29 protein-coding genes are annotated in these 23,578 nt (G+C 64.2%); all 29 read right to left on the bottom strand.

The genetic code is table 11. The annotated features are described in order from the left end of the window. Window positions 1-159 precede the first annotated feature (159 nt). The 29 genes from HDG39_RS32150 to HDG39_RS32010 all read right to left on the bottom strand — a co-directional run bounded on the left by HDG39_RS32150 (window position 160) and on the right by HDG39_RS32010 (window position 23,576). Window positions 160-600, bottom strand: coding sequence for a MarR family winged helix-turn-helix transcriptional regulator (locus HDG39_RS32150; protein ID WP_018422184.1), 441 nt, complete (start codon window positions 598-600; stop codon window positions 160-162). A gap of 27 nt (window positions 601-627) precedes the next feature. Continuing rightward, window positions 628-2,523, bottom strand: a complete 1,896-nt coding sequence (locus HDG39_RS32145; RefSeq protein ID WP_184011975.1) for an FAD-binding monooxygenase — start codon at window positions 2,521-2,523, stop codon at window positions 628-630. A gap of 212 nt (window positions 2,524-2,735) precedes the next feature. Further along, window positions 2,736-2,942: a hypothetical protein gene (locus HDG39_RS32140; protein WP_184011973.1), complete on the bottom strand. Its 207-nt coding sequence runs from the start codon at window positions 2,940-2,942 to the stop codon at window positions 2,736-2,738. Window positions 2,943-3,297: 355 nt separating this feature from the next. Beyond that, window positions 3,298-3,666 carry a hypothetical protein gene (locus HDG39_RS32135; protein WP_184011971.1) on the bottom strand — a complete coding sequence of 123 codons (369 nt, stop codon included), beginning with the start codon at window positions 3,664-3,666 and terminating at the stop codon, window positions 3,298-3,300. Between the two features lie 14 nt (window positions 3,667-3,680). Then, window positions 3,681-4,217: a tetratricopeptide repeat protein gene (locus HDG39_RS32130; protein WP_184011969.1), complete on the bottom strand. Its 537-nt coding sequence runs from the start codon at window positions 4,215-4,217 to the stop codon at window positions 3,681-3,683. Between the two features lie 49 nt (window positions 4,218-4,266). Then, on the bottom strand, window positions 4,267-5,046 hold the full coding sequence (locus HDG39_RS32125; protein WP_184011967.1) for a sigma-70 family RNA polymerase sigma factor: 780 nt from the start codon (window positions 5,044-5,046) through the stop codon (window positions 4,267-4,269). Further along, the gene (fliP, locus tag HDG39_RS32120; protein WP_260328420.1) at window positions 5,043-5,846 is read right to left on the bottom strand and encodes a flagellar type III secretion system pore protein FliP; all 804 of its coding nucleotides are present in this window, start codon (window positions 5,844-5,846) and stop codon (window positions 5,043-5,045) included. Before fliP ends, HDG39_RS32125 begins: the two co-directional genes overlap by 4 nt. Beyond that, window positions 5,843-6,214: a flagellar biosynthetic protein FliO gene (locus HDG39_RS32115; RefSeq protein WP_184011965.1), complete on the bottom strand. Its 372-nt coding sequence runs from the start codon at window positions 6,212-6,214 to the stop codon at window positions 5,843-5,845. The genes fliP and HDG39_RS32115 overlap by 4 nt, the downstream gene beginning before the upstream one ends. Further along, entirely contained in the window at window positions 6,211-6,540 is a 330-nt protein-coding gene (gene fliN, locus HDG39_RS32110; RefSeq protein WP_260328418.1) for a flagellar motor switch protein FliN, read from the bottom strand. Before fliN ends, HDG39_RS32115 begins: the two co-directional genes overlap by 4 nt. Beyond that, window positions 6,537-7,229 carry a FliM/FliN family flagellar motor C-terminal domain-containing protein gene (locus HDG39_RS32105; protein ID WP_184011963.1) on the bottom strand — a complete coding sequence of 231 codons (693 nt, stop codon included), beginning with the start codon at window positions 7,227-7,229 and terminating at the stop codon, window positions 6,537-6,539. Before HDG39_RS32105 ends, fliN begins: the two co-directional genes overlap by 4 nt. A 134-nt stretch (window positions 7,230-7,363) precedes the next feature. After that, on the bottom strand, window positions 7,364-8,557 hold the full coding sequence (locus HDG39_RS32100; RefSeq protein WP_184011961.1) for a flagellar hook protein FlgE: 1,194 nt from the start codon (window positions 8,555-8,557) through the stop codon (window positions 7,364-7,366). 12 nt (window positions 8,558-8,569) lie between these two features. Next, window positions 8,570-8,992, bottom strand: a complete 423-nt coding sequence (locus tag HDG39_RS32095) for a flagellar hook assembly protein FlgD (protein ID WP_184011959.1) — start codon at window positions 8,990-8,992, stop codon at window positions 8,570-8,572. Further along, a complete protein-coding gene (locus HDG39_RS32090; RefSeq protein WP_184011957.1) occupies window positions 8,982-9,638 on the bottom strand; it encodes a hypothetical protein in 657 nt (218 codons plus the stop codon). The genes HDG39_RS32095 and HDG39_RS32090 overlap by 11 nt, the downstream gene beginning before the upstream one ends. 113 nt (window positions 9,639-9,751) lie before the next feature. Further along, window positions 9,752-10,204, bottom strand: coding sequence for a hypothetical protein (locus HDG39_RS32085; RefSeq protein ID WP_184011955.1), 453 nt, complete (start codon window positions 10,202-10,204; stop codon window positions 9,752-9,754). Window positions 10,205-10,214: 10 nt separating this feature from the next. Then, window positions 10,215-11,543, bottom strand: a complete 1,329-nt coding sequence (locus tag HDG39_RS32080) for a FliI/YscN family ATPase (protein WP_184011953.1) — start codon at window positions 11,541-11,543, stop codon at window positions 10,215-10,217. Continuing rightward, a complete protein-coding gene (locus HDG39_RS32075; protein WP_184011951.1) occupies window positions 11,536-12,249 on the bottom strand; it encodes a FliH/SctL family protein in 714 nt (237 codons plus the stop codon). The genes HDG39_RS32080 and HDG39_RS32075 overlap by 8 nt, the downstream gene beginning before the upstream one ends. Further along, window positions 12,246-12,812, bottom strand: coding sequence for a hypothetical protein (locus HDG39_RS32070; protein ID WP_184011949.1), 567 nt, complete (start codon window positions 12,810-12,812; stop codon window positions 12,246-12,248). The genes HDG39_RS32075 and HDG39_RS32070 overlap by 4 nt, the downstream gene beginning before the upstream one ends. Next, window positions 12,799-14,343 carry a flagellar basal-body MS-ring/collar protein FliF gene (gene fliF / locus HDG39_RS32065; protein ID WP_260328417.1) on the bottom strand — a complete coding sequence of 515 codons (1,545 nt, stop codon included), beginning with the start codon at window positions 14,341-14,343 and terminating at the stop codon, window positions 12,799-12,801. Before fliF ends, HDG39_RS32070 begins: the two co-directional genes overlap by 14 nt. A 13-nt stretch (window positions 14,344-14,356) precedes the next feature. Next, on the bottom strand, window positions 14,357-14,692 hold the full coding sequence (fliE, locus tag HDG39_RS32060) for a flagellar hook-basal body complex protein FliE (RefSeq protein WP_184011945.1): 336 nt from the start codon (window positions 14,690-14,692) through the stop codon (window positions 14,357-14,359). Continuing rightward, window positions 14,692-15,165 carry a flagellar basal body rod protein FlgC gene (gene flgC / locus HDG39_RS32055; protein WP_184011943.1) on the bottom strand — a complete coding sequence of 158 codons (474 nt, stop codon included), beginning with the start codon at window positions 15,163-15,165 and terminating at the stop codon, window positions 14,692-14,694. The genes fliE and flgC overlap by 1 nt, the downstream gene beginning before the upstream one ends. Before the next feature lie 4 nt (window positions 15,166-15,169). Further along, complete coding sequence (locus tag HDG39_RS32050) at window positions 15,170-15,535, bottom strand: flagellar basal body rod protein FlgB (RefSeq protein ID WP_184011941.1); 366 nt, start codon at window positions 15,533-15,535, stop codon at window positions 15,170-15,172. Between the two features lie 14 nt (window positions 15,536-15,549). Next, window positions 15,550-16,692: a flagellar basal body P-ring protein FlgI gene (locus HDG39_RS32045; RefSeq protein ID WP_260328416.1), complete on the bottom strand. Its 1,143-nt coding sequence runs from the start codon at window positions 16,690-16,692 to the stop codon at window positions 15,550-15,552. Next, complete coding sequence (locus tag HDG39_RS32040) at window positions 16,692-17,279, bottom strand: flagellar basal body L-ring protein FlgH (RefSeq protein ID WP_184011937.1); 588 nt, start codon at window positions 17,277-17,279, stop codon at window positions 16,692-16,694. Before HDG39_RS32040 ends, HDG39_RS32045 begins: the two co-directional genes overlap by 1 nt. A gap of 7 nt (window positions 17,280-17,286) precedes the next feature. After that, complete coding sequence (locus HDG39_RS35735; RefSeq protein ID WP_221305941.1) at window positions 17,287-17,988, bottom strand: flagella basal body P-ring formation protein FlgA; 702 nt, start codon at window positions 17,986-17,988, stop codon at window positions 17,287-17,289. A 117-nt stretch (window positions 17,989-18,105) separates the two neighbouring features. Further along, on the bottom strand, window positions 18,106-18,879 hold the full coding sequence (locus HDG39_RS35730) for a flagellar hook-basal body protein (protein ID WP_184011933.1): 774 nt from the start codon (window positions 18,877-18,879) through the stop codon (window positions 18,106-18,108). Between the two features lie 2 nt (window positions 18,880-18,881). Beyond that, window positions 18,882-19,604, bottom strand: coding sequence for a flagellar hook-basal body protein (locus HDG39_RS32025; protein WP_184011930.1), 723 nt, complete (start codon window positions 19,602-19,604; stop codon window positions 18,882-18,884). 47 nt (window positions 19,605-19,651) lie between these two features. After that, window positions 19,652-21,754 (bottom strand): flagellar biosynthesis protein FlhA, encoded by a 2,103-nt coding sequence (locus HDG39_RS32020; protein WP_184011928.1) that lies wholly within the window; start codon window positions 21,752-21,754, stop codon window positions 19,652-19,654. Beyond that, a complete protein-coding gene (locus HDG39_RS32015) occupies window positions 21,751-22,821 on the bottom strand; it encodes an EscU/YscU/HrcU family type III secretion system export apparatus switch protein (protein WP_184011926.1) in 1,071 nt (356 codons plus the stop codon). Before HDG39_RS32015 ends, HDG39_RS32020 begins: the two co-directional genes overlap by 4 nt. A 2-nt stretch (window positions 22,822-22,823) precedes the next feature. Next, window positions 22,824-23,576 carry a flagellar biosynthetic protein FliR gene (locus tag HDG39_RS32010; RefSeq protein WP_184011924.1) on the bottom strand — a complete coding sequence of 251 codons (753 nt, stop codon included), beginning with the start codon at window positions 23,574-23,576 and terminating at the stop codon, window positions 22,824-22,826. Window positions 23,577-23,578 lie beyond the last annotated feature (2 nt).

The raw sequence follows: 23,578 nt of genomic DNA, 5'->3' as shown, positions 1-23,578 counted from the left end.
GTGCCGGAACAAAGGTGCGGGCTCGCGTGCGTCGTCCGTCATTGTTCTGGAAAGGCACCCGGTTCTAACCAGGCGGCGGCGGGGAGGGGGCTATGGGAGCCGAAATGGAGGCGCTGTCTGGCAGACCGCGACGGCAGGCGGTCTTCCGGAGCAAGCGCATCAAGCCCGCGGCGGCAACAGTGCCGAAAGCAGCCGGCGCAACTGCGCCAATTCGCTCGCCGTCAGCCTTTCAGTGAGAATGCGCTCGACCTGCTCGACGCGCGGACGCAAGGCCGAGAGCTGCTTCTTACCGGCAGTGGTGAGAAACAGCACGTAACTGCGCTTGTCGACAGGATCGTCCGCGCGCTCGATCTGGCCATTGCGCACCATGCGTGCAACGAGATCGGCAATCGTCGAACGATCCACGTCGAGTTTGTCTCCGAGTTGCCGCTGACTGACGCCAGGCGTCTCGTGCAAGACCTCGAGCGCCGCGTACTGCACGCTCGTGATCTCCGCGGAAACCTCGCTCAGCCAGACCGCTGCATGGCGCTGTTGGGCACGGCGCACCAGGCTGCCAGTAAATTTGGGGAGCGCGCCGGCGTCTTCGGGTTTGATCGGCAATTTCGGAGGTTCGGGTTTCGTTGTGGTTTAACGCACGCGAAAGATGGGCCGAAAGAAGGCGTTCAACTCCGCATACGCATTCAATGGGAGAACATGGGCCACGTATTGATCGGGACGTACCACGACGAGTGCGCCTTGTTCGCGATCGATGCCGCGCTCGTCGAAGATATCAGTCGTCGCGTCGCTCGTAAATGCCTTTTCGTAGTCGATGAGGCCGTGGCGACCCTTGCGCGGCAGCAGGAGGGCGGGGACGTCTTCGAGGCGGACTTCGCGATGCGGCTGTTGCAACACCGCGCGCAGATCGAGAACGCTGTCCACGTCGGCGTCCTTCGGCGTGAAGAGCCTCAAAACGGAATCGGGCGACTTGTCGAGATGCTCGCACAGCGCATCCAGCGCACGACGCGACGCGTCCGCGAACGCGTACAGGCGCCAGCGGCCGTCCGCTTGCGCGGCATGCCCTAGATGGAACGGTTTTGCATCAGCGAGGCGAACGACAGGCGACGAGTGAAAGCGCGTACCGATCGCAAAGCCTTTGGCGAGCGCCTGATGCGTCGCTTCACCGGTCAGGGTGGCCGGCCGGTAGCGCGTTGCGACGCCAGCCGTGTAGCGGCCAGCGCGAACGAAGTACGCCTGAAGCTCCGCGGGATCGACGCCGCCCGCCTCGGGTCGGTTGGGGTCCTTCGGCGGCGCGGCCATCATCGCCGACCACTCTTTGTCGAAATCGATCAGTTCCTGCGCAATGGGCTGGCGCTCGTCCGAATACGTGCGCAACAGATCGGCGTTGCTGCGGCCCTCCAGCACCGCGCCGAGTTTCCAGCCGAGATTGAAGCCGTCCTGCATCGACACGTTCATGCCCTGGCCCGCTTTGGCGCTATGCGTATGACAGGCATCGCCCGCAATGAATACGCGCGGTTCGCGCGAGGTGCCGTCGGCGGCCATGGCGTCGTCGAAGCGGTCGGTGAGGCGCTGCCCGACCTCATAAACCGAGAACCACGCCACTTCTTTTACGTCGAGCGTATAGGGATGGAGGATGCGCTGCGCCGTCTCGATGATGCGATCGACCGTGATCTGCTTGATGCTGTCGCGATTCTCCGGGGTGACATCGCCGAGGTCGACGTAGAAGCGGACCAGATATCCGCCTTCACGCGGAATGATCAGCAGGTTGCCCCTGCTCGCGGACTGAATCGCCGCTTTCAGCCGGATGTCCGGAAAGTCGCTGACCGCCAGCGCATCCATCACGCCCCACGCATGGTTGGCCGCGTCACCGCGCAACGTTTGTCCGATGGCGGTGCGTACGCGGCTGCGAGCGCCGTCGCAACCGACGACATAGCGCGCACGCACGGACACGGTCTCGTCGAGCCGCGCGGGATCGGTATGGCGCAGCGTGACCAGCACCGGGTATTCGTGCGTATCGTCGCGCTGAACGTCGACCACTTCGAGGCCGTAGTCCGGTTCGATCCGTCGCGCGGAGCGGCGCATCACGTCGAGCAGATATTCCTGGACGCGGGCCTGATTGACGATGACGTGCGGAAATTCCGAAAGGCCTGTTTCGGTATCCTGAACTCGGCCGGTACGACTGATCGCGCCGCGGTCATTTGCATCGGGTCGCCAGAATACTGTTTCATTGACCCAATAGGCTTCTTGCAGCAGGCGGTCACTGAGGCCGAACGCATTGAACATCTCGACGGTACGGCACGCCACGCCATCGGCCTGTCCCATCTGCAACGGTCCGTCGCGACGCTCGACGACGCGCGTGCTGATCGACGGGAATCGCGACAGCTGCGCCGCCAGTACGAGTCCGGCAGGGCCGCTGCCGACGATCAGCACGTCGACCGTCTCGGGCATCTGCGCAGCATGCGCATTGTCGATGACCGGCTCGATCGTCGGATCGCCGACCCGGAAACCGTTGAGATGAAATTGCATGACCTCCTCCTCCGTTCAGTAGATATCTGCTGAGCGCGAATATACTCCGTACACCAACCATTTTGAAGTACTTCGTGAGAGGATGGATGTTTACCCTGGTTCGGAAGAGCTGGTGGATTGTCGGGAACGATGGTCGATGCGGGATCGACACCGCGTCATGGCCCGAGATGCGGCGCAACCGCATGCCGTCGTTTCCTTCGCGAACGTCTGATTCAATGGCCGTGCCAATGGCCCCCATGGCCACCCCAGTAGCCGCCAATGCCGATGCCGAGGTTCACGGACGGCGCGACGTAATACCCGGGAGCATAGCCATAGGCGGGCGCTGGCTCATAACCGTAGCCATAGCTGGGCGGCGGCGGGGCGACGACGCAGCCCGCCAGGCCGACTGCCACGATGATTGCAAAGAGTAGTCTGGTCATGATCGTTTTCCTCCAATCATTGAGGAGACGCAAGATTCGGTCCAGCCGTCTTCTGGCACCACGTCGACAGTACTCATTCGTCGGCGGCGAAGTAAAGCGGCAGCTTCGCCGGATAGACGAGGCTGTTCCGGTACGTGATGCGATGAACTGCGGAATTCTGGTTTCCGACGTATCTGCTGAAGACACGCGGTCTTTCGACAGCCCGGATGGGCATTATGGCGTCGGTGCCTCTCGTCGGCACGATTGCTTGCTGCATCTCAGGCTTTCTTTCCGATAAGTCGTTCCGCAATCGTCGCGAATTGCTCGTCGTCCTCGGCCATGGCACCCAGAAACTCAGCGTCAGCGACGCACGTCGTTAATCACGGAAGACCTCGCGCAGCACATGACGCGTGTCGAGCTGTTCGGACAGGCACTCGCTGACCCATTCGCTCATCTGCTGGAAAGAGGGATCGTTGGCCATTTCTTCGCCGAACTCGCGCAGCAACAGCAGGTCGACCACGGCACGAAAGAACTGCCGTTCGTCGTCGACCCCTTCCGCGCGTAACGTGTCGATCCGCGTTCGAATCGCATCAGGCAGACTTTCGGCAATCGGCGGCGGTCTGCCAGGCTGCATGGAAGATGCCCCCTTGCGGCCGGAGGCCGTCCGTTCGCCCCGCTGCTCCTTTTCCGCGAGTTGTTGCCGTAGCACCTGCATTGCCTGATTGAGCGTCGAAATGGGGTCCATGGCGCGGCCGCGAATCAGTGACGGGTCTGATTGTTCTGATAGCCCGACAGCAGCAGATGGTCGTGTTGCGCCGCGGAGCCTTCTTTCGCCTGATCCGCAGGCTCGGCCTCGGCAGTCAATGTCGCGATCAGTGCGCCGACATAGGCGTTGATCAACGGATACTGCCGATTGAGCTCCATGCCGCGATTGAGCTTGTCGAGCGCGTCATCGAACTGATCGTCGGCAAACCTCAGCAGCCCATCTTTGAGCACGCGCAGTGCGTCGTACTCAGCCAGGCGATCGAGTGGCAGCCAGGTTCGCGACGCCTGCGCAACGAGCCCGTTTTGCAGTTCGAGAAGCCCCAGCATGAAGCGGGCGACGTGAAGATCCGGCACGAGCGTCAACGCCTGAACGAAATCAGTACGCGCTTCGCCGTGTCGACCCTGGTTGGCGTACACCGAGCCGCGCAGGAACCACAGGCGTGCATCGAGCGGCCAGCCAGCGAGCGTCTCGTTCAGCACATCGAGCGCATGTTCATCGGTGCCCTGCATCGCGGAGAGGACGGACGACATGACGCCATCGTTGCAGTGCGTAGGGGAATCGTGTTCATGAGTCATAGTTCTAGCCAGTGATATGCAGATGCTCGGTATTGCCGAGCAGGTTGCGCAGATCGAGCAGCGCACCGCGATGCAACTGTGAGATGCGGCCCTTGGTTACGCCGAAAATGTCGGCGATTTGCTCGAAGCCCAGTCCATGAAAGTAATGGTAGCGGATAATCTTCTGCTCGCGCGGGGGTAATCGTGCGACGGCCGAATGCAGTTTCTCCGTTGTCTGCCTCCAGGCGATGGTTTGATAAGCGGTTGCATACGGCGCGGCCTGTGCGGCGGATTCCTCGACGATGCCGGTATCGTCGAGCATGAAGCCGATCGCGAGGCCCGCGGCGAGCGTCGCGAGAGCCTGGAACGTATCGGACTGCTTGCTCATGCGAGCGGGCGCTTCTAGTGATGCAACACGCTCGCGCCGTATCCGTTTGCGCAGCGCGATTTGTTCCTGCGCATCGCTCAGGCGCTGTACGCCGGTCAAAACGTTGCCTCTGAGGCGTGGGGTGCAGAAGGTGCGAAACGACACGCCGCGCCCGGATTCGAAGCGGTCGATAGCTTCGAGCAGACCGACGCAGGCAAGTTGCAGAAAGTCCTTGAACTCGACGTCGTCGCGGTGCCGGCCTGCGTATAGTTGCGCCGCGAGCGCCTGTGCGTAGGGCAGAAAGTGCGCGAATACGGCTTCGCGCGCTTGCGAACCGCTTTCGTCGCGTAGCGCTGCCCATAGGCTCTCCTCCAATGCGGACGCCGCGGCTTCACCATGGGTCTCGTCGGCATTCGCATACTCCGCCGGCAAGTTCATTTGAAGCTACCCAGCACGCCGCGCAACACGAGGCTCCAGCCGTCCACCAGCACGAACATCAGCACTTTGAGCGGCAATGAGATCGTTGCGGGCGGCACCATCAGCATACCGAGTGACAGCAGCACGCTCGACACGACGAGGTCGATCAGCAGGAACGGCAGCAGGATCACGAAGCCGATCTGAAACGCAACGCGTAATTCGTTGAGGATGAACGCGGGCGTCAACTGCAACAGGCTGACGTCGGCCGGCGTTTGCGGCAGTGCCAGTTGCGACATCTCGTACATCAGCCTTAGCTCATCCTCGCGCACCTGGCGCAGCATGAAATCGCGAATCGGCGCGGTACTGCTGTCGAGAGCGTGAGCGAGGTCGATCTGGCCGTGCATGAATGGCTGCAGCGCGTCGTGATTGATCACCTGCAGCGTCGGCAGCATGGCGAATGCCGTCAGGAACAGCGCGAGGCTGATCAGCACGGGTGTCGGCGGCGTTTCCGGCATGCCAAACGCGTGCCGGATCATCGACAGCACGATCGCGATGCGGATGAATGCCGTCATCGACACGATCAGTGCAGGGGCGACACTGAGTAGCGTGAGCAGCGTCGCAATGCGTACCGCTTCAGATACGCCCTTACTGTCCGCGATGACTCCGGATGCGGAACCGGAGAGCGACAGCATGCCTGCGTCACCGCTGTGCGCGATTGGCGCGATGGGCGCAGCGTCGACGAATCCGGCATACAGGCAGAAGACTCCTGGCAGCAGCGCGATCAGCCAGCGCCACGCGTGAAACCGACTTCGTTGCATCATGCTTCGCGCGCTCCGTCAGGTCGATCGCGCGCGTCCAGCAGCTTGACACCGGTTGCATCCGAGGCGAGCAGGACGACGCGGCTATCGTATTCGATCAGATGAAGCGTCGTGCGCGGGCCCAGACGCAGCGATGCGGCTGCGGTGATCCGCGGCGTGAGGCTCGACGACGAACCGCACGCGCCGACCCGATGGCTTCGCCGCAAAAGCAGAATCGCAACGATACCAAGCGCGATGCAACACACGAGTGTGATGCCGACGCGCATGACGTCGACCCCCGCAAGTGCGAGGCCGGTTGCCGATAACGCATGTTGGCCTGCGGTCGCGTCGCTTGCGCCTTGCAGCCATGAGGCCGGGGTTGAAACGGTCATGGGTGCGTCGAGATCTCAGTGATTCGAATGCCGAACTGCTCACCAAGCGCGACGATCTCGGCGCGCGCAACGCTCTTGTCGTTGAGCAACACGTCGACGGCATCGCCGAGATGACGATCGAGTTCGACCACAGCGCCGGATTGCAGCGCCAGCAGTTCCTTGATCGACATCTCGGCTGAGCCGAGGCGGATATCGACGGTGACCTTCACTTCTTCGAGCAGCGCCAGCTGCGGGCGTGTCGTGTTGCGGTCGTCGTAGACGGGTTCTTGTTCGGGAAGATCGACACGCATGACGAGCGGTCGGGTGGGTGGGGTACTCAGAGTCATGGGGTATCGGGCCCGGCTATCGAAGTGAGTTGAATGGATAATTTGCCGCCGTGTTGTCCAGGCGTGCCGGCGGCGATGGGGGGGAGTCGTCCGCAATCGGACTGCGCCAACAGCAACGGGATCGGCTCGGAAATCGTCTGGTCGAGTCGGATGACGTCTCCAACGGCGAGCGTGGCCAGTTGCGGCACGCTCAGTTCGCACTGCCCGAGCATCGCCCAGAGCGATACGCGGCTCGATTCGACGGCCGTGCTGCGACGCGTGGTGGCCGGTGAGTTCGCTCCATGAACCGTCGGCTTGCTGACGGGCAAACACGACCACAGCGCCGGCGCGCCGCAGACGAGCGTGAAGACGGTCTCGCCGCTCGTGTTCCGTATTCGGAAGCAGGCGCCGCCAAAACGAAGACGCGGTGTATCGGTGTTTCCTGTCGTACGGACGCGGGCTGCGGACTGTTGCCCTGGAGATAACGCCGCACCGATCGCATCGAGCAGTTCGTCGACTAGCTGCTTGCCGACGTCCGCGAGCAGGGGCGCGCGGGCGTCGTCGGTGAGGGCGAACGTCTTCGGCAGATCGAGCGTCTCGTTGACCAGCATGTCGATCTGCCGAGACTCGGTGAATAGCCAGACGTTGTCGCCGATTGACCACGACTCGCATTGGCCCGAAGGCGGCGCGCTGTCGAACGGATCGAGCAAGTCCACGGCTTCGACAGTGAGCTCGGGCGCGACCAGCCACGCCTGCCGCCATGGATCGATTGCGCGCGCAAACCACGCCGCGCCGGCTGCGAGATCGCGCGCGCCGAGCGGCCGCCAGCGGATTGGCACGACGCTCATCCCTGACCTCGCATCTGGAACAGCTGCATGATCATTTCGTTGGCGGTACTGATAACCTGCGACGACGCCTGAAAGCCGCGCTGAATCAGGATCAGTTGACCAAACTCCGTCGATAGATCGACGTTCGACGCCTCGGTCGCGCCCGCGAGCAGTTGGCCAACGCCCGCGCCATTGCTGGTGCGATATTGCGGCGGCGACGCGTGCGACGCATCGAATAGACCATTTCCCTGTTGCACCAGTTGCTGCGGATTGGCAAAGCTCGCGAGCGCGATCGTGCCGAGCTCATCGGTTTGTCCGTTCGAGTATTGCAGCACCAGTCGCCCATCGACGTCGACGTTCATCGACGACAACGTACCGGTCCCATAGCCGTCCTTGTCCGACACACGCAGGCTCGAGAAGCTGCCGGCGGAGAAGCCGGTGACGCCGGTCGAGAAATCGAGTGTGACGGTGAGCGGCGGCGCGTCGGCGGAAGTCAGCGTGAAGTCGATCCGGTCGCGTCCTGGCTCGGGAATACCACCGTTGAACTGCAGCGTGCCCTGCTGGACCGGTATGTTGTTTTCGTCGGAGACGGTCACCTGCCAGCGCCCGGGAACGATGCTCGAATCGGGCGCGAACGCGATTGTCAGCGTGTGCTTGCCGCCGTTTGCGTCAAAGACGTCGACGTCCGGAATCGAGAAGCTGGTCGAACCCGTCGACAGATTGTCGGAAAACCTGATCACCGTCGTCGCCTGCGGTGGGCTGATCTGTTTGCCGGCGAGCGAAATCGGACCGAGGCTGCCCGATGCGGTCAAGGCCGCGAGTTTCAATCCCGTCGCCTTGTCCTCGATAAAGCCGTCGTTGCCGACCGCGAACTGACCGGTGCGGGCGTAACGTGCGGTGTCACCGTCGAGCAGCGTCAGAAAGCCCTTGCCCTGAATTGCAAGATCGAGCTGGCCGTTACTCACGCGCAGATCACCCTGCGCGAAATTCAACGACGAGTAACCGTACTCGACGCCGCTGCCGAATTGCGTCGTGTTCATCGCGCCTGGTTCGCCCCGCGCGAACTGCTGGCCGTAATACAGATCGGCGAACCCCGGCGTCGAGGTCTTGAAGCCCGCGGTGTTCAGGTTCGCGACGTTATTGCTGATGGTTTGCAGGCCCTTCGCGTACGCCGTCAACCCGCTCATGCCGATGTAAATGCTTTCCAGCATGGAAACTCTCCTTTAAGAACCACTCGTCTGGCGCACTGCGACGATCTGCGAAATATTGGCGTTCGTCAGAAATTCGCCGCTCTCGGTTTCGATCGTCAATTGCGGCTGAGAATCCTTGAACGACACGCTCTTCACGATGCCGCTCAGCAGCGCCGTGTCGGTCTGCACGTCGACGTTGCGGCCGAGCAGGCCGAGCGTCTGCGTGGCTGACTGAACCGACAGCAGGTCGTCGATCTTGTCCGTGATCTGGCGTGTCTGTTCGAGCGACGTGAACTGCGCGAGCTGCGACACGAACTCGAAGTTGTCGACCGGCTTTAGCGGGTCCTGATAGGTGAGCTGCGTCAGGATGATCTGCAGCAGCGATTGCATGTCGAGACCGATCGAATCGATGCGGTTGCCGACGTCGCTGATCGAACTGATCGGATTAGTGGCCATGAGCGATGCCTTTCGATGTAGTCGGAATGTGTTCGACGCCGTTGAGGACGACTCGCACGGCGCGCGGTACGGCGCGGCGCAGCTCGTCGAGGGCGCGCTGGGCGCGGGCGTCGGGTTCGTCCGCGTTCGTGATCGCATGGTTGATGCGTAATGCGATCGACACGCCGGCTTCGCCAGTCATCACGGTCAGACGATAGGGCGTTTGCGCGCTCCCGGCGCTGGCGCCGCTCTCGGTATTAGCGGCCTTAGCGGCTCGTGAGGCGATCGATGCGGCGGACGAAGTGATACGAGCGGCCCGGTACGGTACGGCCTGTTCGCGCGACAGTGCGTCGTGAACAGTGCTGCCCGATGCTGAGAAAGACGAACTGGCGACCGTGATCGGCGACCTGGTGACGTGCCCGGCGTGAGCGCCATCGTGGTCAGGGAGCGCAGGCTCGGTGTCGCGCGCATGCGATTCGACATCGATGCGAGCGGATCTCGCCGATGCACAGCCGCGCGGCTCGCTCGCATGGTCAACGGACCTATCGCGAGCACAGCAGCGGGCGTCGAATGCCGGCGCGTGGTCGTAACGTTCCGCTGGCGTGCGTCGCTGTCGTGCGGGCGCAGGATTTTCGCTCATCGCGCCGGCCTTCGCGCCCGGCCACATGACTTTCTCCATCACCCGCAATACCTGATCGAACGCCGCATGCCTGGCGTCGGGCTTGGGCGAACTTGCTGTGGACATCGGCGCATTGCGCCACGTTGGAAATACAGTGAGCTTCATTGGCGCTCCTCCCGCGACAGATACATGTCCTCGATCCGGCTCGCACGCTGCTCGTCGCGCTGCAGTTCGAATTGCCGCTCGACCCTGGCGGCCACGCCGCAAGCATGCTCGGTTTGCTGTTCGTGGCGCGCCAGCACGGCGCGCTGTCGTTCGACACGGCTTGCGGTATCGCGCGTGTCCTGTTGCGCGTGCAGATGGGCGGCGCGAGCCGAGGCGAGCGCGCCTGCCCAATTAGCCGCGAGCGCAGGCGACAAGCCGTCCGGCGCCTGCAACGCATCGCGCCATTGCGCGACATGGGCGTCGAGGCTCTCGCAAAGCGATTGCTCGCGTGCGTGGCTGCGCTGATGGAGTTGAATGACTCGCACGGTATCCAGGCGCGCGCGTTCCAGTTGCAGTCGACGCAAGTCGGCGATCTCTCGTGCCGTTTCAAACTGGTGGCGTTTTTTCATGAATGACTCGTCATGCAACTTCCCGAAGCAAAGCAGCGAGCGCGTTGATGGTCGTCGCGCGCGGCGTCGTCGCATCAGGGGCCTGACGCAGAAAATCGATTAGCGCGGCGCGCTGTTGCAGCGCGCGATCGAGCGCCGGGTTGCTGCCCGGCGCGTAAAGCCCCGATTCGACGAGCGTGCGCGACGCTTCGTACGCTGCAAGCTGCGCGACGGCTTCGGCGGCGAGCCGCCGTTCGTTGGGCTCAGCGACGTACTGCATCACACGGCTAATGCTTCTCGGCACCTGAATCGCCGGGTAGTGACCCTGTTCGGCGAGTTCGCGCGTCAACACGATATGGCCGTCCAGCAGCGCGCGCATCGTCTCGGCCATCGGATCGTCGATGTCGTCGGTCTCGGTGAGCACGGTCATCAGCGCGGTGATCGCGCCACTGTTCCTGATGGCGCCGCACCGCTCGACGATTTTCGGCAGCGCGGCGAACACGCCCGGTGTGTACGCGCGAACGGTCGGCGGCTCGCCGGCCGCGAGGCCGATCTCGCGCAGCGCGAGCGCATAGCGCGTGACCGAATCGAGAAGCAGCAGCACGTGCGCGCCCTGCGCACGAAAATACTCGGCGAGCGACAGCGCCACCTGCACGCTGCGGGCGCGCATCACGGCAGGCTGGTCGGAGGTTGCGACCACCATCGTGGAGCGGGCGCGCGCGCTGTCGGACAGCGCACGCTGCCAGAACTCCTCCGCTTCGCGGCCCCGCTCGCCGACGAGGCACAGCACGCAGACGTCGGCTTCGACGTGGCGCGCGAGGCTCGCGAGCAGGGTCGTTTTGCCGACGCCGCTGCCCGCAAAAATGCCCACGCGCTGGCCGACGCCAAGCGTTAGCAGGCCGTCGAGCGCGCGAATGCCGGTCTCCAGCGGCTCGACCGGCGACAGGCGATCGAGCGGCGGCGTGCAGACGCCGGCGAGCGGCCATGAGGCGTCGTTCGCGGGAAGCGGTGCACCGCCGTCGAGCGGCCGGCCCAGGGGATCGACGACGCGTCCGAGCCAGCGCGGCCCAACGGGGATCGTTGCTCCCACTCGCATTGCGCACACCGGGTCGCCAACGCAGATCCCTGCCGTCGACGTGTACGGCGCCAGCGTGACGCGGCCCACCTCGACCTTGACGACTTCCGCCTCGCATTGCTGCGGACCCGGCGCGCCGAGTGAGCAGCGCGAGCCGAGCGGCACGCCGGGTCCGTCCGCTTCGACGAACGTCGGCATTACGCGCGTGATCGCGCCGACCCGGGTCGCCGGATCGACCTGACGCATTGCGACAAGATAGCGGTGAAGCGAGGGACGGTCAGTCATCGGCGCGAAGTTCGTCGAGCGTGCGATTGAAATGCGAGAGCTGCCGCGGCAGGCTCACGTCGAGGCGGCCGAGTGTCAGATCGATCAGGCACGTGCCGGCAGCCAATTGCGGATCGGCGTCGGCCGTCAGTGCGGTATCGCGCGTGAGCGTGGCGAATGCGTCGCGCAGCGCATCGGCGTCAGGAAAGTCTTTCGCGGACACGCGCACGCCGATCGCCGACCCCGCCGCGATCTGCGCGAGATGATGGCGCGCGGTTTGTACGACGAGCGCCGCACACGCAGTGGTGTCGCCGAGGGTTTTCCGCAGCGCGGCTTGTGCGACATCGAGCGCGAGGCTTTCGACTGCTTGCAGGCGGTCGCGCAACGCAGCGAGCGCCGCGTCGATACCGGCGACGAGTGCTTCGATCCGCTGCACGTGATCGAGCTTGACGCGCGCTACCCCCTTTTCGATGCCTTCTTCGATGCCTTGCTGATAGGCGGCGCGTTCCCGTTCCTCGAAGTCGCGGATTTGCTCGGCATGCGTTTGCGCGAGTTCCGCCAGCTCGCGTCTGAGTTCGTCGATCTGTGCGTCGGTTTGGAAAGCGTGCTGAACGTGCACCGGCACGTGTTCGGACGGCTCGGCGGCTACGGCAACTAGCGTGGTTCGACCGAGCGTCTTGCGTCCGCTGCCCAGCGTGACCTGCGCGGCTTTCAGCAGCAGACTCATGCGGACCGCCCCATCCAGCGGCGAAGCTTCTGGTGGAGCCGCAATGGTTCGACCTGCGGCGGCTTGCCGTCATCATCAGAGATATCGCCGAGTTGCGCGCTGGCTGTGAGCGCCGCAGCCTGCAACGCCTTACGCGCGCGCTCCGTGATGTCAGATGCACGACCATGTGGCGCGAGCATTGCGCGGCGCTCGGGCGGCAACGCAGCGATCACGGCCTCGCGGGTCGGTGCATTCACGCAAGACATCAACCGGCAAAGCAGTTCATGCGGCAAGGTCTTGGCGAAACGCGCAAGCCGTGATGCGGCGAGTCGCGCGTCTTCAGGCGAATGGCCGTCGCTGGCAATCGCAACGCGGTCATCTGTCGCCGGGGCCGTCATCGCCGCCACCAGATTTCCGGGTGCGGCGCGCGCCGCGTCAGCGAGCAGCGGTCGCAAGCGCGCGCGCTCGTCGTGCGAGAGCGCGCTCCAGATCGCCTCGATGTCGTCGATCGCAAGCCCGCTCAGATCGGCAACCGCGCGCCTCAGACGGCGTTCGCGCGATGCGTCGCGCTCAGGCGTGGTCATGCTGCTCTCCTTCTTCGGCGAGCAGCGCACGTAAGCGCAGCACGTAGGCTTCGCGCTGATGCAGACTCAAAGTACGTGACGGCGAGCGGCGGGAAGCACGACGCCGGCGCATCGCGAGCAACGCGCCAATGATGCCGACGAGCAACAGGGCAGAGCAAACGCCGGCGGCCGGATGACTGGCCATCCATTGCGCGAGGTGTTGGACCACAGCCTCCACGCGCCGTGCGTCGGCGTCGCGTGCGGCGGACTTTGCGACGGCCAATGCGACGGGTTCGGATGCGGCGCGAATCGTGGCGCCGGCCTCCAGATCAGCGCTCGCATCGGGCTCGACTGGTGCCGCAACGCCGGCGTTCGCGGGCGTCGTTTGCGCAATCACACTCGTCGCTACGTCGCCGGAGTGACGCACATAGATAGACAGCACATCACCGCGCGCCGCGTCGAAACCGATCGACGCGCCCAGCATCGCGTTTATGCGTGTCATATCGTCTTGCGGCAAGGCATAGTCGAGCACGATGCCGACTGATAGCCGGCGGATCGAACCGGGTTCCGACACGATCTGCTCGAGACTGCGATCGGTCTTTGTCCCCTCCACGGAGGGCATTGCGGGCAGCGGCGGCGTGCCAGCGGGCGGCAACGCATTTGCGTTTTTCGTTGACGGTAGCGGCGGCGTGGCGCTGGCCGCGCCGTCGGCGTTGACGATGGGCCGGGTGACACCCGACTCGCGCGTCGTGCGCGTCTGCGCGAAGTCAAGCGCCGCGTCGACGCTGACGCTCACATGACCGTCGCCGACCAGCGGCGCAATCTGCGTAAGGATCTTACGTTCGTAGCGTTGCTCGATCGCCTGCTTCAAAGTGAAATGCGGGTCGTCGGTCATCGCGTTTTCGCCGGCTTTCGTGCCCGCGACGCCGCCGCGTTGATCGAGCACAGTGACGTCGTTGGCGGACAGCTCGGGCACCGCTGCGGCCACGAGCCGCTGGATGCCGCGCACCGTTTCGGGAGCGAGCGCCTGGCCGTCGCGCATGAACAGCGCGACCGAGGCCTTGGGCCGCGCCGCATCGCGCCGGAACAGCGACGACTCGGGCAGCGTCAGATGCACGCGCGCGAGGTCGATCTCGTCGAGCGTCATGATCGTGCGCGCGAGTTCGCCTTGCAACGCGCGCTGATAGTTGACCTTCTGCGCGAACTCGGTGAGGCCGAGATCTGAGTTATTGAACAGCTCGAAGCCGACCGCGCCGTGCAGGCGCAGATCGCTGCTCATCAGCTTCAGACGCAGCGCGCGCGTATCGCCGGCGGGCACCAGAATCGCGGAGGTCTCGTCGTCGATCCGGTAGGGTACCTTCTGTTTGTCGAGTTCGGCCACGAGCGCGGAGGCGTCCTGCGGCTTCAGATCGCGGAACAGGACCTGATAGCCGGGCCGTGACAGGAAAAACGCGGCTGCCATCGCGCCGCACAGCAGCAGTGATAGCGCGCCGACCATCAAGAATTGCCGCTCGCGCGACGCATCGGCAAAAAACGACTTGAAGCGGGACATGCTGGCTTCCATTTCAGAGTTGCATCCGCATCAGTTCCTGGTAGCCCTCGACGAGGCGCGAGCGGATCTGCAACGCGAATTGCAGCGATATGCGGGCCTGTTCGAGCGCCATCATCACTTGATGCGGCGGCAGGTCCGCGCCGAGCGCGAAGTCGGCAATCGCTGCATTGGCGGTGCTGACCTGCGTGTCGACCGATTGCAGGCCATCGACGAGTAGAGCGCCGAAGCCGGGTTGAGTGGTCGCGCCGAGGCCTTGTTCCACTTGCGACGCGAGCGACGGCGCCAGGCCGGTTTGCCACGTCGGCGCGAGAAAGCCCGGTTCGAGCGCGGGGATTACGGCGATGCTCATCAGTGGCTCCCCATTTCGAGGGCACGCATATACATCGAGCGTGCCGCGTTGAACATCACCGTGTTGGCTTCGTACACGCGCAACGTCTGCACCATGAGCGCCATCTCGCCGGCATGATCGAGACCGGCGTAGGACACGAAGCCTTTCGCGTCCGCGTGCGGATGCGACGGGTCGTAGACGAGGCGCGGCGGCGCGTCGACCGTCTCGATGCCATAGGTCTGGACGCCCCCGAGCCCACGCGTGGTGGGAAGTCCCGCGGCGCTGTGCGCACCGGGCGTGCCGCCGTTGCCGAGCAGACTGGGGAAGTCCCCTGCGGCCAGGCGCGGCCCCGACACGAGCCGCAGCGGCTGATAAGACGCGCCGCTTGCCGTGCGCGTCGTGCCCGCATTGGCCAGATTCTGCGCAATGACTTCCATGCGTTGGCGCTCGACGTCGAGTCCGGAGCGCGCAATCGCGAAGATGGAATCGGTCATCGGTTCAGCCTCCGCCTATCGCGAGTTTCTCGATCTGCATCGTGCGATCGAGCATGCCGGCCAGCATCGCGTAACGTGCCGAGGTTTCAGATGCCGTAGCAATTTCGTCGTCGATTCGCACGGTATTCGAGGCGAGCGGCAGCGGCGCGTCGATGCGGGGCGCGACACCCGCGACACGCGCGAGCACGCTGGCCGGCGTGTCGCCGGGATGCAACGCGGCGGCGGCGCGCAAGGCATCCTCGAACGACACCCGCAGCGGCGTGAAATTCGCCGAGCCGGCGTTGGCCACGTTCTGCGCGGTGGCCGTTTGCCGTGCGAACAGCCCGTCGAGGGCCTTGCCGGCGATGGCGGCGACGAGGTTGATCGTCATAGCGGTTCCTCCTGTTATTGAACGATGATGTCGGCGTGCAACGCGCCCGCCGCCTTGATGGCTTCGAGAATCGCGATCACGTCGCGGGTGCTGACACGACTGCGCGAGAGCGCTTGCACGAGTTCGCCGACCGAGCCGTAGGGGAACGTTGCGGCGACGGTCTGGCCGGGTTCGTCGACGGAAAGATCGCTGTTGCCGATCACGAGGCTGCGCACGCCGCGGCCCGCAATGCCGATCTGCTCGGGTTGCGACGCCGAGTATTCGGTCGTGACCGTCACGCGAATGTCGCCGTGCGAAATCGTGATCGGCGAGACGTGCGTGTCGCCGCCGGCGACCACGGTGCCCGTGCGTTCGTTGATGACGACACGTGAGCCCTGATCGGGCACGACGCCGAGCGTCTCCACGCGCGCTACGAAACTGTTGAGCGCGCTGCCTTCACCGGGCGCGCGGATCTGGACGGTTTCCGCGTCGAGCGAGCGCGCGCTGCTGGCGCCGAACGCCTGGTTGATACGCTGTGCGATGCGCTCTGCCGTGGTCGCATCCGCGTTGCGAAGGACGAAGTTCAGATAGCCGCCCTGCGTGACGAGCTCGGCGCGCACCGGTACTTCGACGATCGCACCTTGCGGCACGGTACCGACCGTCGGATGATTTTTCTGGCGCAGATTGCCGTTGGCGTCGAAGCGGTAGCCGCCGACCGTTATCGGCCCTTGCGCGAGCGCGTACGTCTTGCGGTCGGGGCCGCGCAGCGGCGTCATGATCAGCGTGCCGCCCGACAGGCTGCGTGCATCGCCCATCGACGTGACGTTGATGTCGATCCGGTCGCCGATGTTGGCGGTCGGCGGCAGCGAGGCCGTAATCATGACCATGGCGACGTTGCGGCTCTGGATCTGGTCCTGGGTCAGATTCAGATCGAACTGCGACATCATGTTCATCATGGCCTGACGCGTGGCCTGATTGCGCGGCGTGTCGCCCGAGCCCGCGAGACCCGACACGATGCCGTAGCCGACGAGCATGTTGTCGCGCCAGCCGAGAAAGCGTCCGAGGTCTTTGAGGCGCACTTCATTTGCCGCGTGCGCTGGACCGCTGCCCGCGGCCATCGCGCATACGAGCAGCAGTACGGCCTGGATGAACCGCATCGTGCGAGAAGAGAGCCGCATTACCATAAGCCCAACCATGCGAGAAAGCGGGGAATGAGGCCGGGTCTCGACCGATCGGTGATGAAGCCTTCGCCGACGTAGTCGATCTTCGCGTCCGCGAGGCGGTTCGACTGCACTGTGTTGTTCGCGGCGATGTCGACCGGACGCACGCGGCCTTGCAGATGGATGCGCGTCTTTTCGCCGTTGACGTCGATGGCCTGTTCGCCGGCGACGATCAGGTCACCATTCGGCTCAGTCACCTCCACGCGCGCGCTGATCTGCGCGAGCAAACGGCCCGTGCGCTGGATCTGTCCGCGTCCGCCGTAGTTATCGCCGAGGCCGATCTGCGCAGCATTGCTGCCGGCCCACATTGTCGACACGTTGCCCTGCACAGCTACGTTCGTTTTGGTCGACGTGTCCGCAGTATTGCTTGCGGTCGAGTTCTCATAGACGAGGATCGTGACGATGTCGCCCGGGCGCGAGGCGCGGCGGTCCGAGGTCAGCGACTGGTAGGCGTCGCTGTGGAAGAGGTCGGCGGCGTGGGTGGGCGTGAGCGCGCACCAGGCGATGCCTATCGTTGCCAGCGTTGAACGGATCTTGGGTTGCATGACTGAGTTACTTCGACAGCGAGGTGGTAGCAGGAATGGCCACGATGTCGTGATCGCCTGTCGCGATCATGGTTACGCGGCCACGCGCGCTGTCCGTTAATGCGATGCCGGTTCGCCAGACGGTGACGGCACCCGTTCGTACGACGGCCACAACGCGTTCGCCGCGAATGACCTGGGCGAGACGTTGTGAGGGGATGCCGGTTATCACGTCGCCGGGCACGAGGTTTTGAGCCGCACGCGCGACGCGCGCTTTGCCGTCGTAGTGAACGCCGCGCATGACTAGCTTCTGCGGGCACGCGATACCGCGCACGCTATCGGACGTGATTGCATCGCCTTTCGCGAGATTACGAACGAGTTCGACGCAGCGTGCCGGCGGCGCAGAACGAGCGTCGCTCGGCGAACCGGACATGGCGCGAACAGGACGGCTGATGACGACGGCCGGTTGAGTGCCCCGCATGGAAAGCCACGGCGTGAGGGCCGGCATCTGACGGCGGGCCGCTTCGGCGAGACGACGCGGCTCTACCGCAACACTCGTAGCCGATTCGGACAATCTCGCGACGACGAGCTCGGCCGCCTGCTTTTGCAGGGCCACAGGCACAGGGCTCAGGTCGGCGACATCGCCGAATCGCACGACGTTGCCGTCGATGTCGGCGGCGGCGCGGAACTTCACCGCCGCGTCAGAGGCGTAGGCTGCCGCGCTCGCGACCACGGAGGCGAGCGCGATCGCAAACGCGTTGAACTGGCGACATCGGATGGGCGACATAAGATTGAACGCGCTCGTATTGAACATGGGCTGGCTGTATTTGACCGTGATTGCGAAGCTGGCTTACCGCTTCAATCCATTCGCAATCGCCATCAACTCATCGCCGGCCTGTACGAGTCGCGCATTCGACGCATACGCACGCTGATACAGCATCAGACTGACGAGCTCATCCGACAGCGACACGTTCGAGGCTTCGCTGAATCCTTGCGCCAACGTCCCAGTGTTGTCTTCGCCGGGACGCACGCGGCTGACAGTGATCCCGTCGTCCTGAATGCGATAGATTCCGTCGCCGGCCGATTGCAGCGCGCGCACGTCAGTCGGCATCACGAGTTCGATTTCGCCGAGATCAATCGGGTCGGTCTGGTTCGGCAGAACCGCCTGCACCTGGCCGGTCGCCGAAATGGTGATGCTGGAGGCGTCGCGCGGAACGGAAATCATCGTTTTGAGCGGCAGGCCGTTCGACGCAGTCAGATAACCGTCGGCCCCGACGTGCAGCGTGCCGCCGCGCCACAACGTGGCCGGTCCCGAGTCCGACGCCAGTTCGATGAAGCCGTCGCCCCGAATCGCGAGATCGAGCGCGCTGCCGGTCGGGCGCAACTCGCCCGCCGTGAAAACGTGCAGCGACGGGTCGGCCGCCACGCCCGCGGCGATGGTGACGGTTTCGTTGGCCGGGGCGCGGCTGAGTGGGGCGACCGCCGACGTCAGCAACTCGCTGAAGGACACCGTGCCGCGCTTGAACGCCGGTGTGTTCATGTTCGCGATGTTGTTCGCTGTGACGTCGACGGCTGTCTGCTGCGCGTTCAAGCCCATCGCGCCGATATAAAAAACGTTGTTCACGATTACATGTCTCCCAAACGCTGCAAAACGGCGCCGACCATGTCGTCGTACGCATGCACGAGCTTCTGGCCGGACTCGACGCGGCGCATTGCCTCCATCATCTGCATCATGTCGTTGCCGACCGCGACGTTCGACGATTCGATAAAGCCCTGCGCGATGTGCGGCTGTTCGGCGTCGACGGCCTGCGCGTCCGTGGCATGGAACAGGCCGTCCGCGCGGCGCTCGAGTTGGGTCGGATCCGTAAAAGTTGCGACGCGTATCACGGCCGAAGGCGTGCCGTCGTCAATCAGCGTGCCGTCGCTGGCGATCTGCCAGTTGCCCGAACGCAGGACCACGTCGCCGCCACCCGCGGCTTGCAACGCCCAACTCTGGGCCGTGACGAGACGTCCGTCGGCATCGCGCTGGAATGCGCCGAGCCGAGTGTAGGCCGGACCGCTCGCTGTCATTACCTCGAAGAAGCCGGGGCCGCTGATCGACAGATCGAGCGGATTGCCGGTGTGGACCAGCTTGCCGGCGGAGAAGTCGGTGGCGATGCCGGTTGGCGGCGGCGCGAGCATGGCAGACACAGGGACCGTCCCGCTGCGTCCGGCTGCGAGCACGTCGTCGAACGCGATCTGCCGCTTGTAGCCGGGCGTGGCCACATTCGCGAGGTTTTGCCCAGCGGTTTCGATCCGGCGCGTTTCGTGCGAGATCAGGCTGGCCGCGACAGTCATCATGTTATCCATCAGGAATCCGTTTCAATCTGGCAGGCAGGTGGGAAGCTGCTCGACACTCAGGCGGCGAGCGCTGCAGCGTTCGAGGGCTGCGCGGCGCGCGCGGGAGCCCGAGCCGCAGTTGCGTCGAGACTGACCATCGCGAACGATCTCAGGCTGATCGAGTGCGGAACCTCGTTCATCGACAGCACGGCGAGCCGTGGCGCAACACGATGCGTGAAGGTTTTCAGATGACGACGAATTTCCGGGCGGCACAGCAACGCAGGTTTGAGGTTCTGCCGCATCATCGCGTCGACCTGCGCGGCGAGCCGGGCGAGGAAGCTTTCGGCCAGGCGCGGATCGAGCACGAACGCGCCTGTGCCGTCAGCACCCTGCAGGTTCTGCACGATCGCGTTTTCGAGCGCGGGGTCGAGCGTCAGCACTGCAAGCGCATCGTGATCGCTCTGGATTGCCTGACAGATGCCGTGGCCGAGCCGCTGGCGCACACGCTCGCTCAACGCGGCAGGGTCTTTTTCATGCCGACCCGCGTCGACCAGCACTTCGACGATCAGGCCGATATTGCGGATCGCGACCTGCTCGGTCAGCAGATTCTGCAAGACGTGCTGCACGTCGCTGACGGCGAGCACGTTCGGCACGAGTTCCTCGACGAGGCCAGGTGTGCGTGAACGCACTCCTTCGAGCATCGCGACGACTTCGGTGCGCGACAGCAACGCGGGTACATTGGCCTTGATCACCTCGGTGACGTGTGTGATCAGCACGGTCAGCGGATCGACCGCGGTGTAACCGAGCGAGCGCGCGCGCGACAGGTCGGCCGTATCGATCCATACCGCGGGCAGCCCGAAGGCCGGATCGTGAGTGGCGATGCCGGGCACCTTCTCGCCCTTGTCCGACGAGTGAATGGCGAGTGTTTTTTCCGGATACAGCGTTGCCTGACCGAAGCGGTCTCCGAACAGCAGGATCCGGTAGTCGTTGGAGCCAAGCTGCGTGCCGTCGCGGAACACCACGGGCGGAATGGACACGCCCATCTCGCCCGCGTACTGTTTGCGAAACGCCGCGATGCGTTCGGCCAGCAAGCTTTGCGTCGGGATCCATGCGGCCGTCAGCGCGGCGCCGAACGACACTTCGACGGCCGGCAGATCGGTGGCCTGGGTGGCCGCGGCCGCGTCGCTGTCGTCTCCGTCCGTCGCGGCCTGGTTATCCGGCGCCGCACTTCGTTTGCGGCGCGCGATCCACCAGGCGCAACCCGCGATCGTTGCAAGGATCAGCACGGGCCATTTCGGCATGCCCGGCAGCGCGAGCAGGCCGGTCAGCGCGACGATGACGAGGATCTGTATCTTCGGGAATTGCACGAGCTGACGCAGCACCTCGTTGCCGAGCTCCCCGTCCGCAGACGAGCGCGTGACGATGATGCCGGTCGCGACGGAAATGATCAGCGCGGGCACCTGCGTGACGATGCCGTCGCCGATCGTCAGCAGCGTGAAGGTCTGCATTGCCTGGCTGAGCGGCATGCCCATCTGCGCGACGCCGACCGCCCAGCCGCCGAGAATGTCGATCAGCAGGATCATGATGCCGGCTACCGCATCGCCTTTGACGAACTTGCTCGCGCCATCCATCGAGCCGTAGAAGCCGGCTTCCTTTTCGAGCGCCTTGCGTCGGCGCTTCGCTTCGTCCTGATCGATGAGACCCATGCTGAGGTCGGCGTCGATACTCATCTGCTGGCCGGGCATCGCGTCGAGTACGAAGCGCGCGGCGACTTCCGACACGCGCTGCGCGCCGGTCGTGACCACCACGTATTGCACGACGATCAGGATGAAGAAGACGATCAGGCCGATGACGAAGTTACCCTGCACGACGAATGCGCCGATTGCCGCGATGACCTGGCCCGCTTCGGCGCCGGACAGGATCAGACGGGTCGCGGCGATGTTCAGCGACAAGCGGAACAGCGTCGCGATCAGCAGCAGGGAAGGGAACGTCGAGAACTCGACGGGTCGCGACACGTAAAACGTCATCAACAGGATCGTGAACGCGAATGCGAAATTGACGATGATGAACAGGTCGAGCGCCCCTGCCGGAATCGGTGTAAACAGCAGCAACAGGATCGCGACGACGGCGAAGACGAGCGCGAGGTCGGAATGATTGCGCAGGCGGGATCGAAGCGTCATGCGGACATCACCTGCGACGGCGCACGTCGCGCCTGCAAATAGATCGCCGCGGTATCGCGATACAGATCGCCCGGCACCTCGCGTTCGAGCACTGCCTTGAAATAGAGCGCGCGGGCGAAACGTGGCGACTCGATGACCGGCACGCCATAGATGAAGGCGAGCTTCTTCAGACGCAGTGCAAAATCGCCGGCCCCTTTGGCGACGACATGCGGCGCGGCCATCCGTGACGGATCGTATTTCAGACCGACCGCATAATGCGTCGGGTTCGCGACGATCACGTCCGCACTACGCACCGCCTTCATGCTGCGCGAACGCTGCAGCAATTCGCGCTGCAACTGGCGGCGCCGCTGCTTGATGCGCGGATCGCCTTCGCGCTGCTTCATTTCCTGCTTCTGCTCGTAGCGGCTCATACGCATCTTTCTCGCGAATGAGCGTCGCACCAGCACCTGGTCGAGCAACGCGAACACCGACGCGGCCGCGAGCAGCATGAAAAGCAGGTGGACGCCGCTAGCGAGCAGCGTCTGGGCAATGCGTACCGCGGACAGGTCCTCATGTGCGAGCGAGACGGCCGCATCGACGATCGTGAAACGGATGATCGCCACATAGACGACCATCTTGAAGCATGCCTTGGCGGCTTCGATCAGCGTCTGTATCGAGAAAACACGCCTGAGACCTTGCACCGGATTCAGCTTGCTGGTGTCCAGCCTGAGTGCGCCGGGGGCGAACAGGAAGCCGGTCTGCATCAGCGCTGACAGTAGCGCGCTACCCATCGCAATCGCAATCAGTGGCGCAACTGCCTGCGCGCCCTGCAGCAGCAGCGCCGCGCACGCGACCGGCATCGCACGGCCGCTTGCGTCGAGTGACGCGGCTTCGCTCAGCGCATGAGCGCCGAGCGAAGCGAGACGTGCCGCCATTTCTCCGCCCCACACTGACAGGTAGCCGGTACTCGCAAGCAGGCCGAGCACCATGCCGAGCTCCTGGCTGCGCGGCACCATACCCTTCTTGCGCGCCTGCTCGAGCTTGTAAGCAGTGGCCTGTTCCGATTTGTTCTGTTCCGTATCCGACATGACTAATCCAGGGACGGTACGAAAGCCAATGCGTGCGTCAGCAAACGCAATGTCGCAGGTGCGAGTAGACCCGCTGATAGCGCCATCATGACGGGCGTCGCGATGACTTTGATTTGCAGACCCAACATCAGTGCGTTCATTTGCGGCAACGCGCGGGAGAGAAAGGCGATCGAAACATCGATTAGAAACAGTGTGACCATTGCGGCCGCGATGACCGACAGACCCATGCCGAGCGCAATGCCGAAATAGCTGATCAGCGCATCGGGGGTGACGGCGACTCGCGCGTAGCCGACTGGTATGACGCTCGTTAGCGCAATCAAAAGCCGTACCAGCTCGAGATGACCGCCCGAAGCAAAAAACAGCAGGCCCGCGACGAGCGTGAGTATCGTGCCGAACAGCGGCGCCTGTGCACGCGAACCCGGATCGATCACCATCGCGAGACCGTAGCCGGCCTGGACGTCGAGCACGCGGCCAGCAAACGTTAGCGCGGCAAACGCGGCCTGGAACGCGAAGCAGATCGCGAGGCCCAGCATCAATTCGGCTGCAGCGGCGATGAGTAGCGCTGCGCCGTCCATGTAGACGTCGGGTGCAGCGCTATGTGCCAGACATGCGGCGAGCGCCAGCACGAAGCACACGCGGACCGGCGCGGGCACCTGCGTTTGTGAGAACGGCGGCGCAAGAACGAACACCGGGCCGATTCGCAACGAAAGAAGAAGAACGCCGAGCGTCCAGCTCGTGCTGGCTTCGATTGTCATTG

This window comes from Paraburkholderia lebeckiae, from assembly GCF_014201005.1.
Classification (GTDB): Bacteria; Pseudomonadota; Gammaproteobacteria; order Burkholderiales; family Burkholderiaceae; genus Paraburkholderia; species Paraburkholderia tuberum.
This window is presented reverse-complemented; position numbering and strand designations above follow the sequence as displayed.

Bases quoted from the DNA above. Each gene is read 5' to 3' on its own strand.
- HDG39_RS32145 (WP_184011975.1), bottom strand. From the start codon at position 2,523: ATGCAATTTCATCTCAACGGTTTCCGGGTCGGCGATCCGACGATCGAG.
- HDG39_RS32140 (WP_184011973.1), bottom strand. From the start codon at position 2,942: ATGACCAGACTACTCTTTGCAATCATCGTGGCAGTCGGCCTGGCGGGC.
- HDG39_RS32135 (WP_184011971.1), bottom strand. From the start codon at position 3,666: ATGGACCCCATTTCGACGCTCAATCAGGCAATGCAGGTGCTACGGCAA.
- HDG39_RS32130 (WP_184011969.1), bottom strand. From the start codon at position 4,217: ATGTCGTCCGTCCTCTCCGCGATGCAGGGCACCGATGAACATGCGCTC.
- HDG39_RS32125 (WP_184011967.1), bottom strand. From the start codon at position 5,046: ATGAACTTGCCGGCGGAGTATGCGAATGCCGACGAGACCCATGGTGAA.
- fliP (WP_260328420.1), bottom strand. From the start codon at position 5,846: ATGATGCAACGAAGTCGGTTTCACGCGTGGCGCTGGCTGATCGCGCTG.
- HDG39_RS32115 (WP_184011965.1), bottom strand. From the start codon at position 6,214: ATGACCGTTTCAACCCCGGCCTCATGGCTGCAAGGCGCAAGCGACGCG.
- fliN (WP_260328418.1), bottom strand. From the start codon at position 6,540: ATGACTCTGAGTACCCCACCCACCCGACCGCTCGTCATGCGTGTCGAT.
- HDG39_RS32100 (WP_184011961.1), bottom strand. From the start codon at position 8,557: ATGCTGGAAAGCATTTACATCGGCATGAGCGGGTTGACGGCGTACGCG.
- HDG39_RS32095 (WP_184011959.1), bottom strand. From the start codon at position 8,992: ATGGCCACTAATCCGATCAGTTCGATCAGCGACGTCGGCAACCGCATC.
- HDG39_RS32090 (WP_184011957.1), bottom strand. From the start codon at position 9,638: ATGTGGCCGGGCGCGAAGGCCGGCGCGATGAGCGAAAATCCTGCGCCC.
- HDG39_RS32085 (WP_184011955.1), bottom strand. From the start codon at position 10,204: ATGAAAAAACGCCACCAGTTTGAAACGGCACGAGAGATCGCCGACTTG.
- HDG39_RS32080 (WP_184011953.1), bottom strand. From the start codon at position 11,543: ATGACTGACCGTCCCTCGCTTCACCGCTATCTTGTCGCAATGCGTCAG.
- HDG39_RS32075 (WP_184011951.1), bottom strand. From the start codon at position 12,249: ATGAGTCTGCTGCTGAAAGCCGCGCAGGTCACGCTGGGCAGCGGACGC.
- HDG39_RS32070 (WP_184011949.1), bottom strand. From the start codon at position 12,812: ATGACCACGCCTGAGCGCGACGCATCGCGCGAACGCCGTCTGAGGCGC.
- fliF (WP_260328417.1), bottom strand. From the start codon at position 14,343: ATGTCCCGCTTCAAGTCGTTTTTTGCCGATGCGTCGCGCGAGCGGCAA.
- fliE (WP_184011945.1), bottom strand. From the start codon at position 14,692: ATGAGCATCGCCGTAATCCCCGCGCTCGAACCGGGCTTTCTCGCGCCG.
- flgC (WP_184011943.1), bottom strand. From the start codon at position 15,165: ATGACCGATTCCATCTTCGCGATTGCGCGCTCCGGACTCGACGTCGAG.
- HDG39_RS32050 (WP_184011941.1), bottom strand. From the start codon at position 15,535: ATGACGATCAACCTCGTCGCCGCCATCGCCGGCAAGGCCCTCGACGGG.
- HDG39_RS32045 (WP_260328416.1), bottom strand. From the start codon at position 16,692: ATGCGGCTCTCTTCTCGCACGATGCGGTTCATCCAGGCCGTACTGCTG.
- HDG39_RS32040 (WP_184011937.1), bottom strand. From the start codon at position 17,279: ATGCAACCCAAGATCCGTTCAACGCTGGCAACGATAGGCATCGCCTGG.
- HDG39_RS32025 (WP_184011930.1), bottom strand. From the start codon at position 19,604: ATGGATAACATGATGACTGTCGCGGCCAGCCTGATCTCGCACGAAACG.
- HDG39_RS32020 (WP_184011928.1), bottom strand. From the start codon at position 21,754: ATGACGCTTCGATCCCGCCTGCGCAATCATTCCGACCTCGCGCTCGTC.
- HDG39_RS32015 (WP_184011926.1), bottom strand. From the start codon at position 22,821: ATGTCGGATACGGAACAGAACAAATCGGAACAGGCCACTGCTTACAAG.
- HDG39_RS32010 (WP_184011924.1), bottom strand. From the start codon at position 23,576: ATGACAATCGAAGCCAGCACGAGCTGGACGCTCGGCGTTCTTCTTCTT.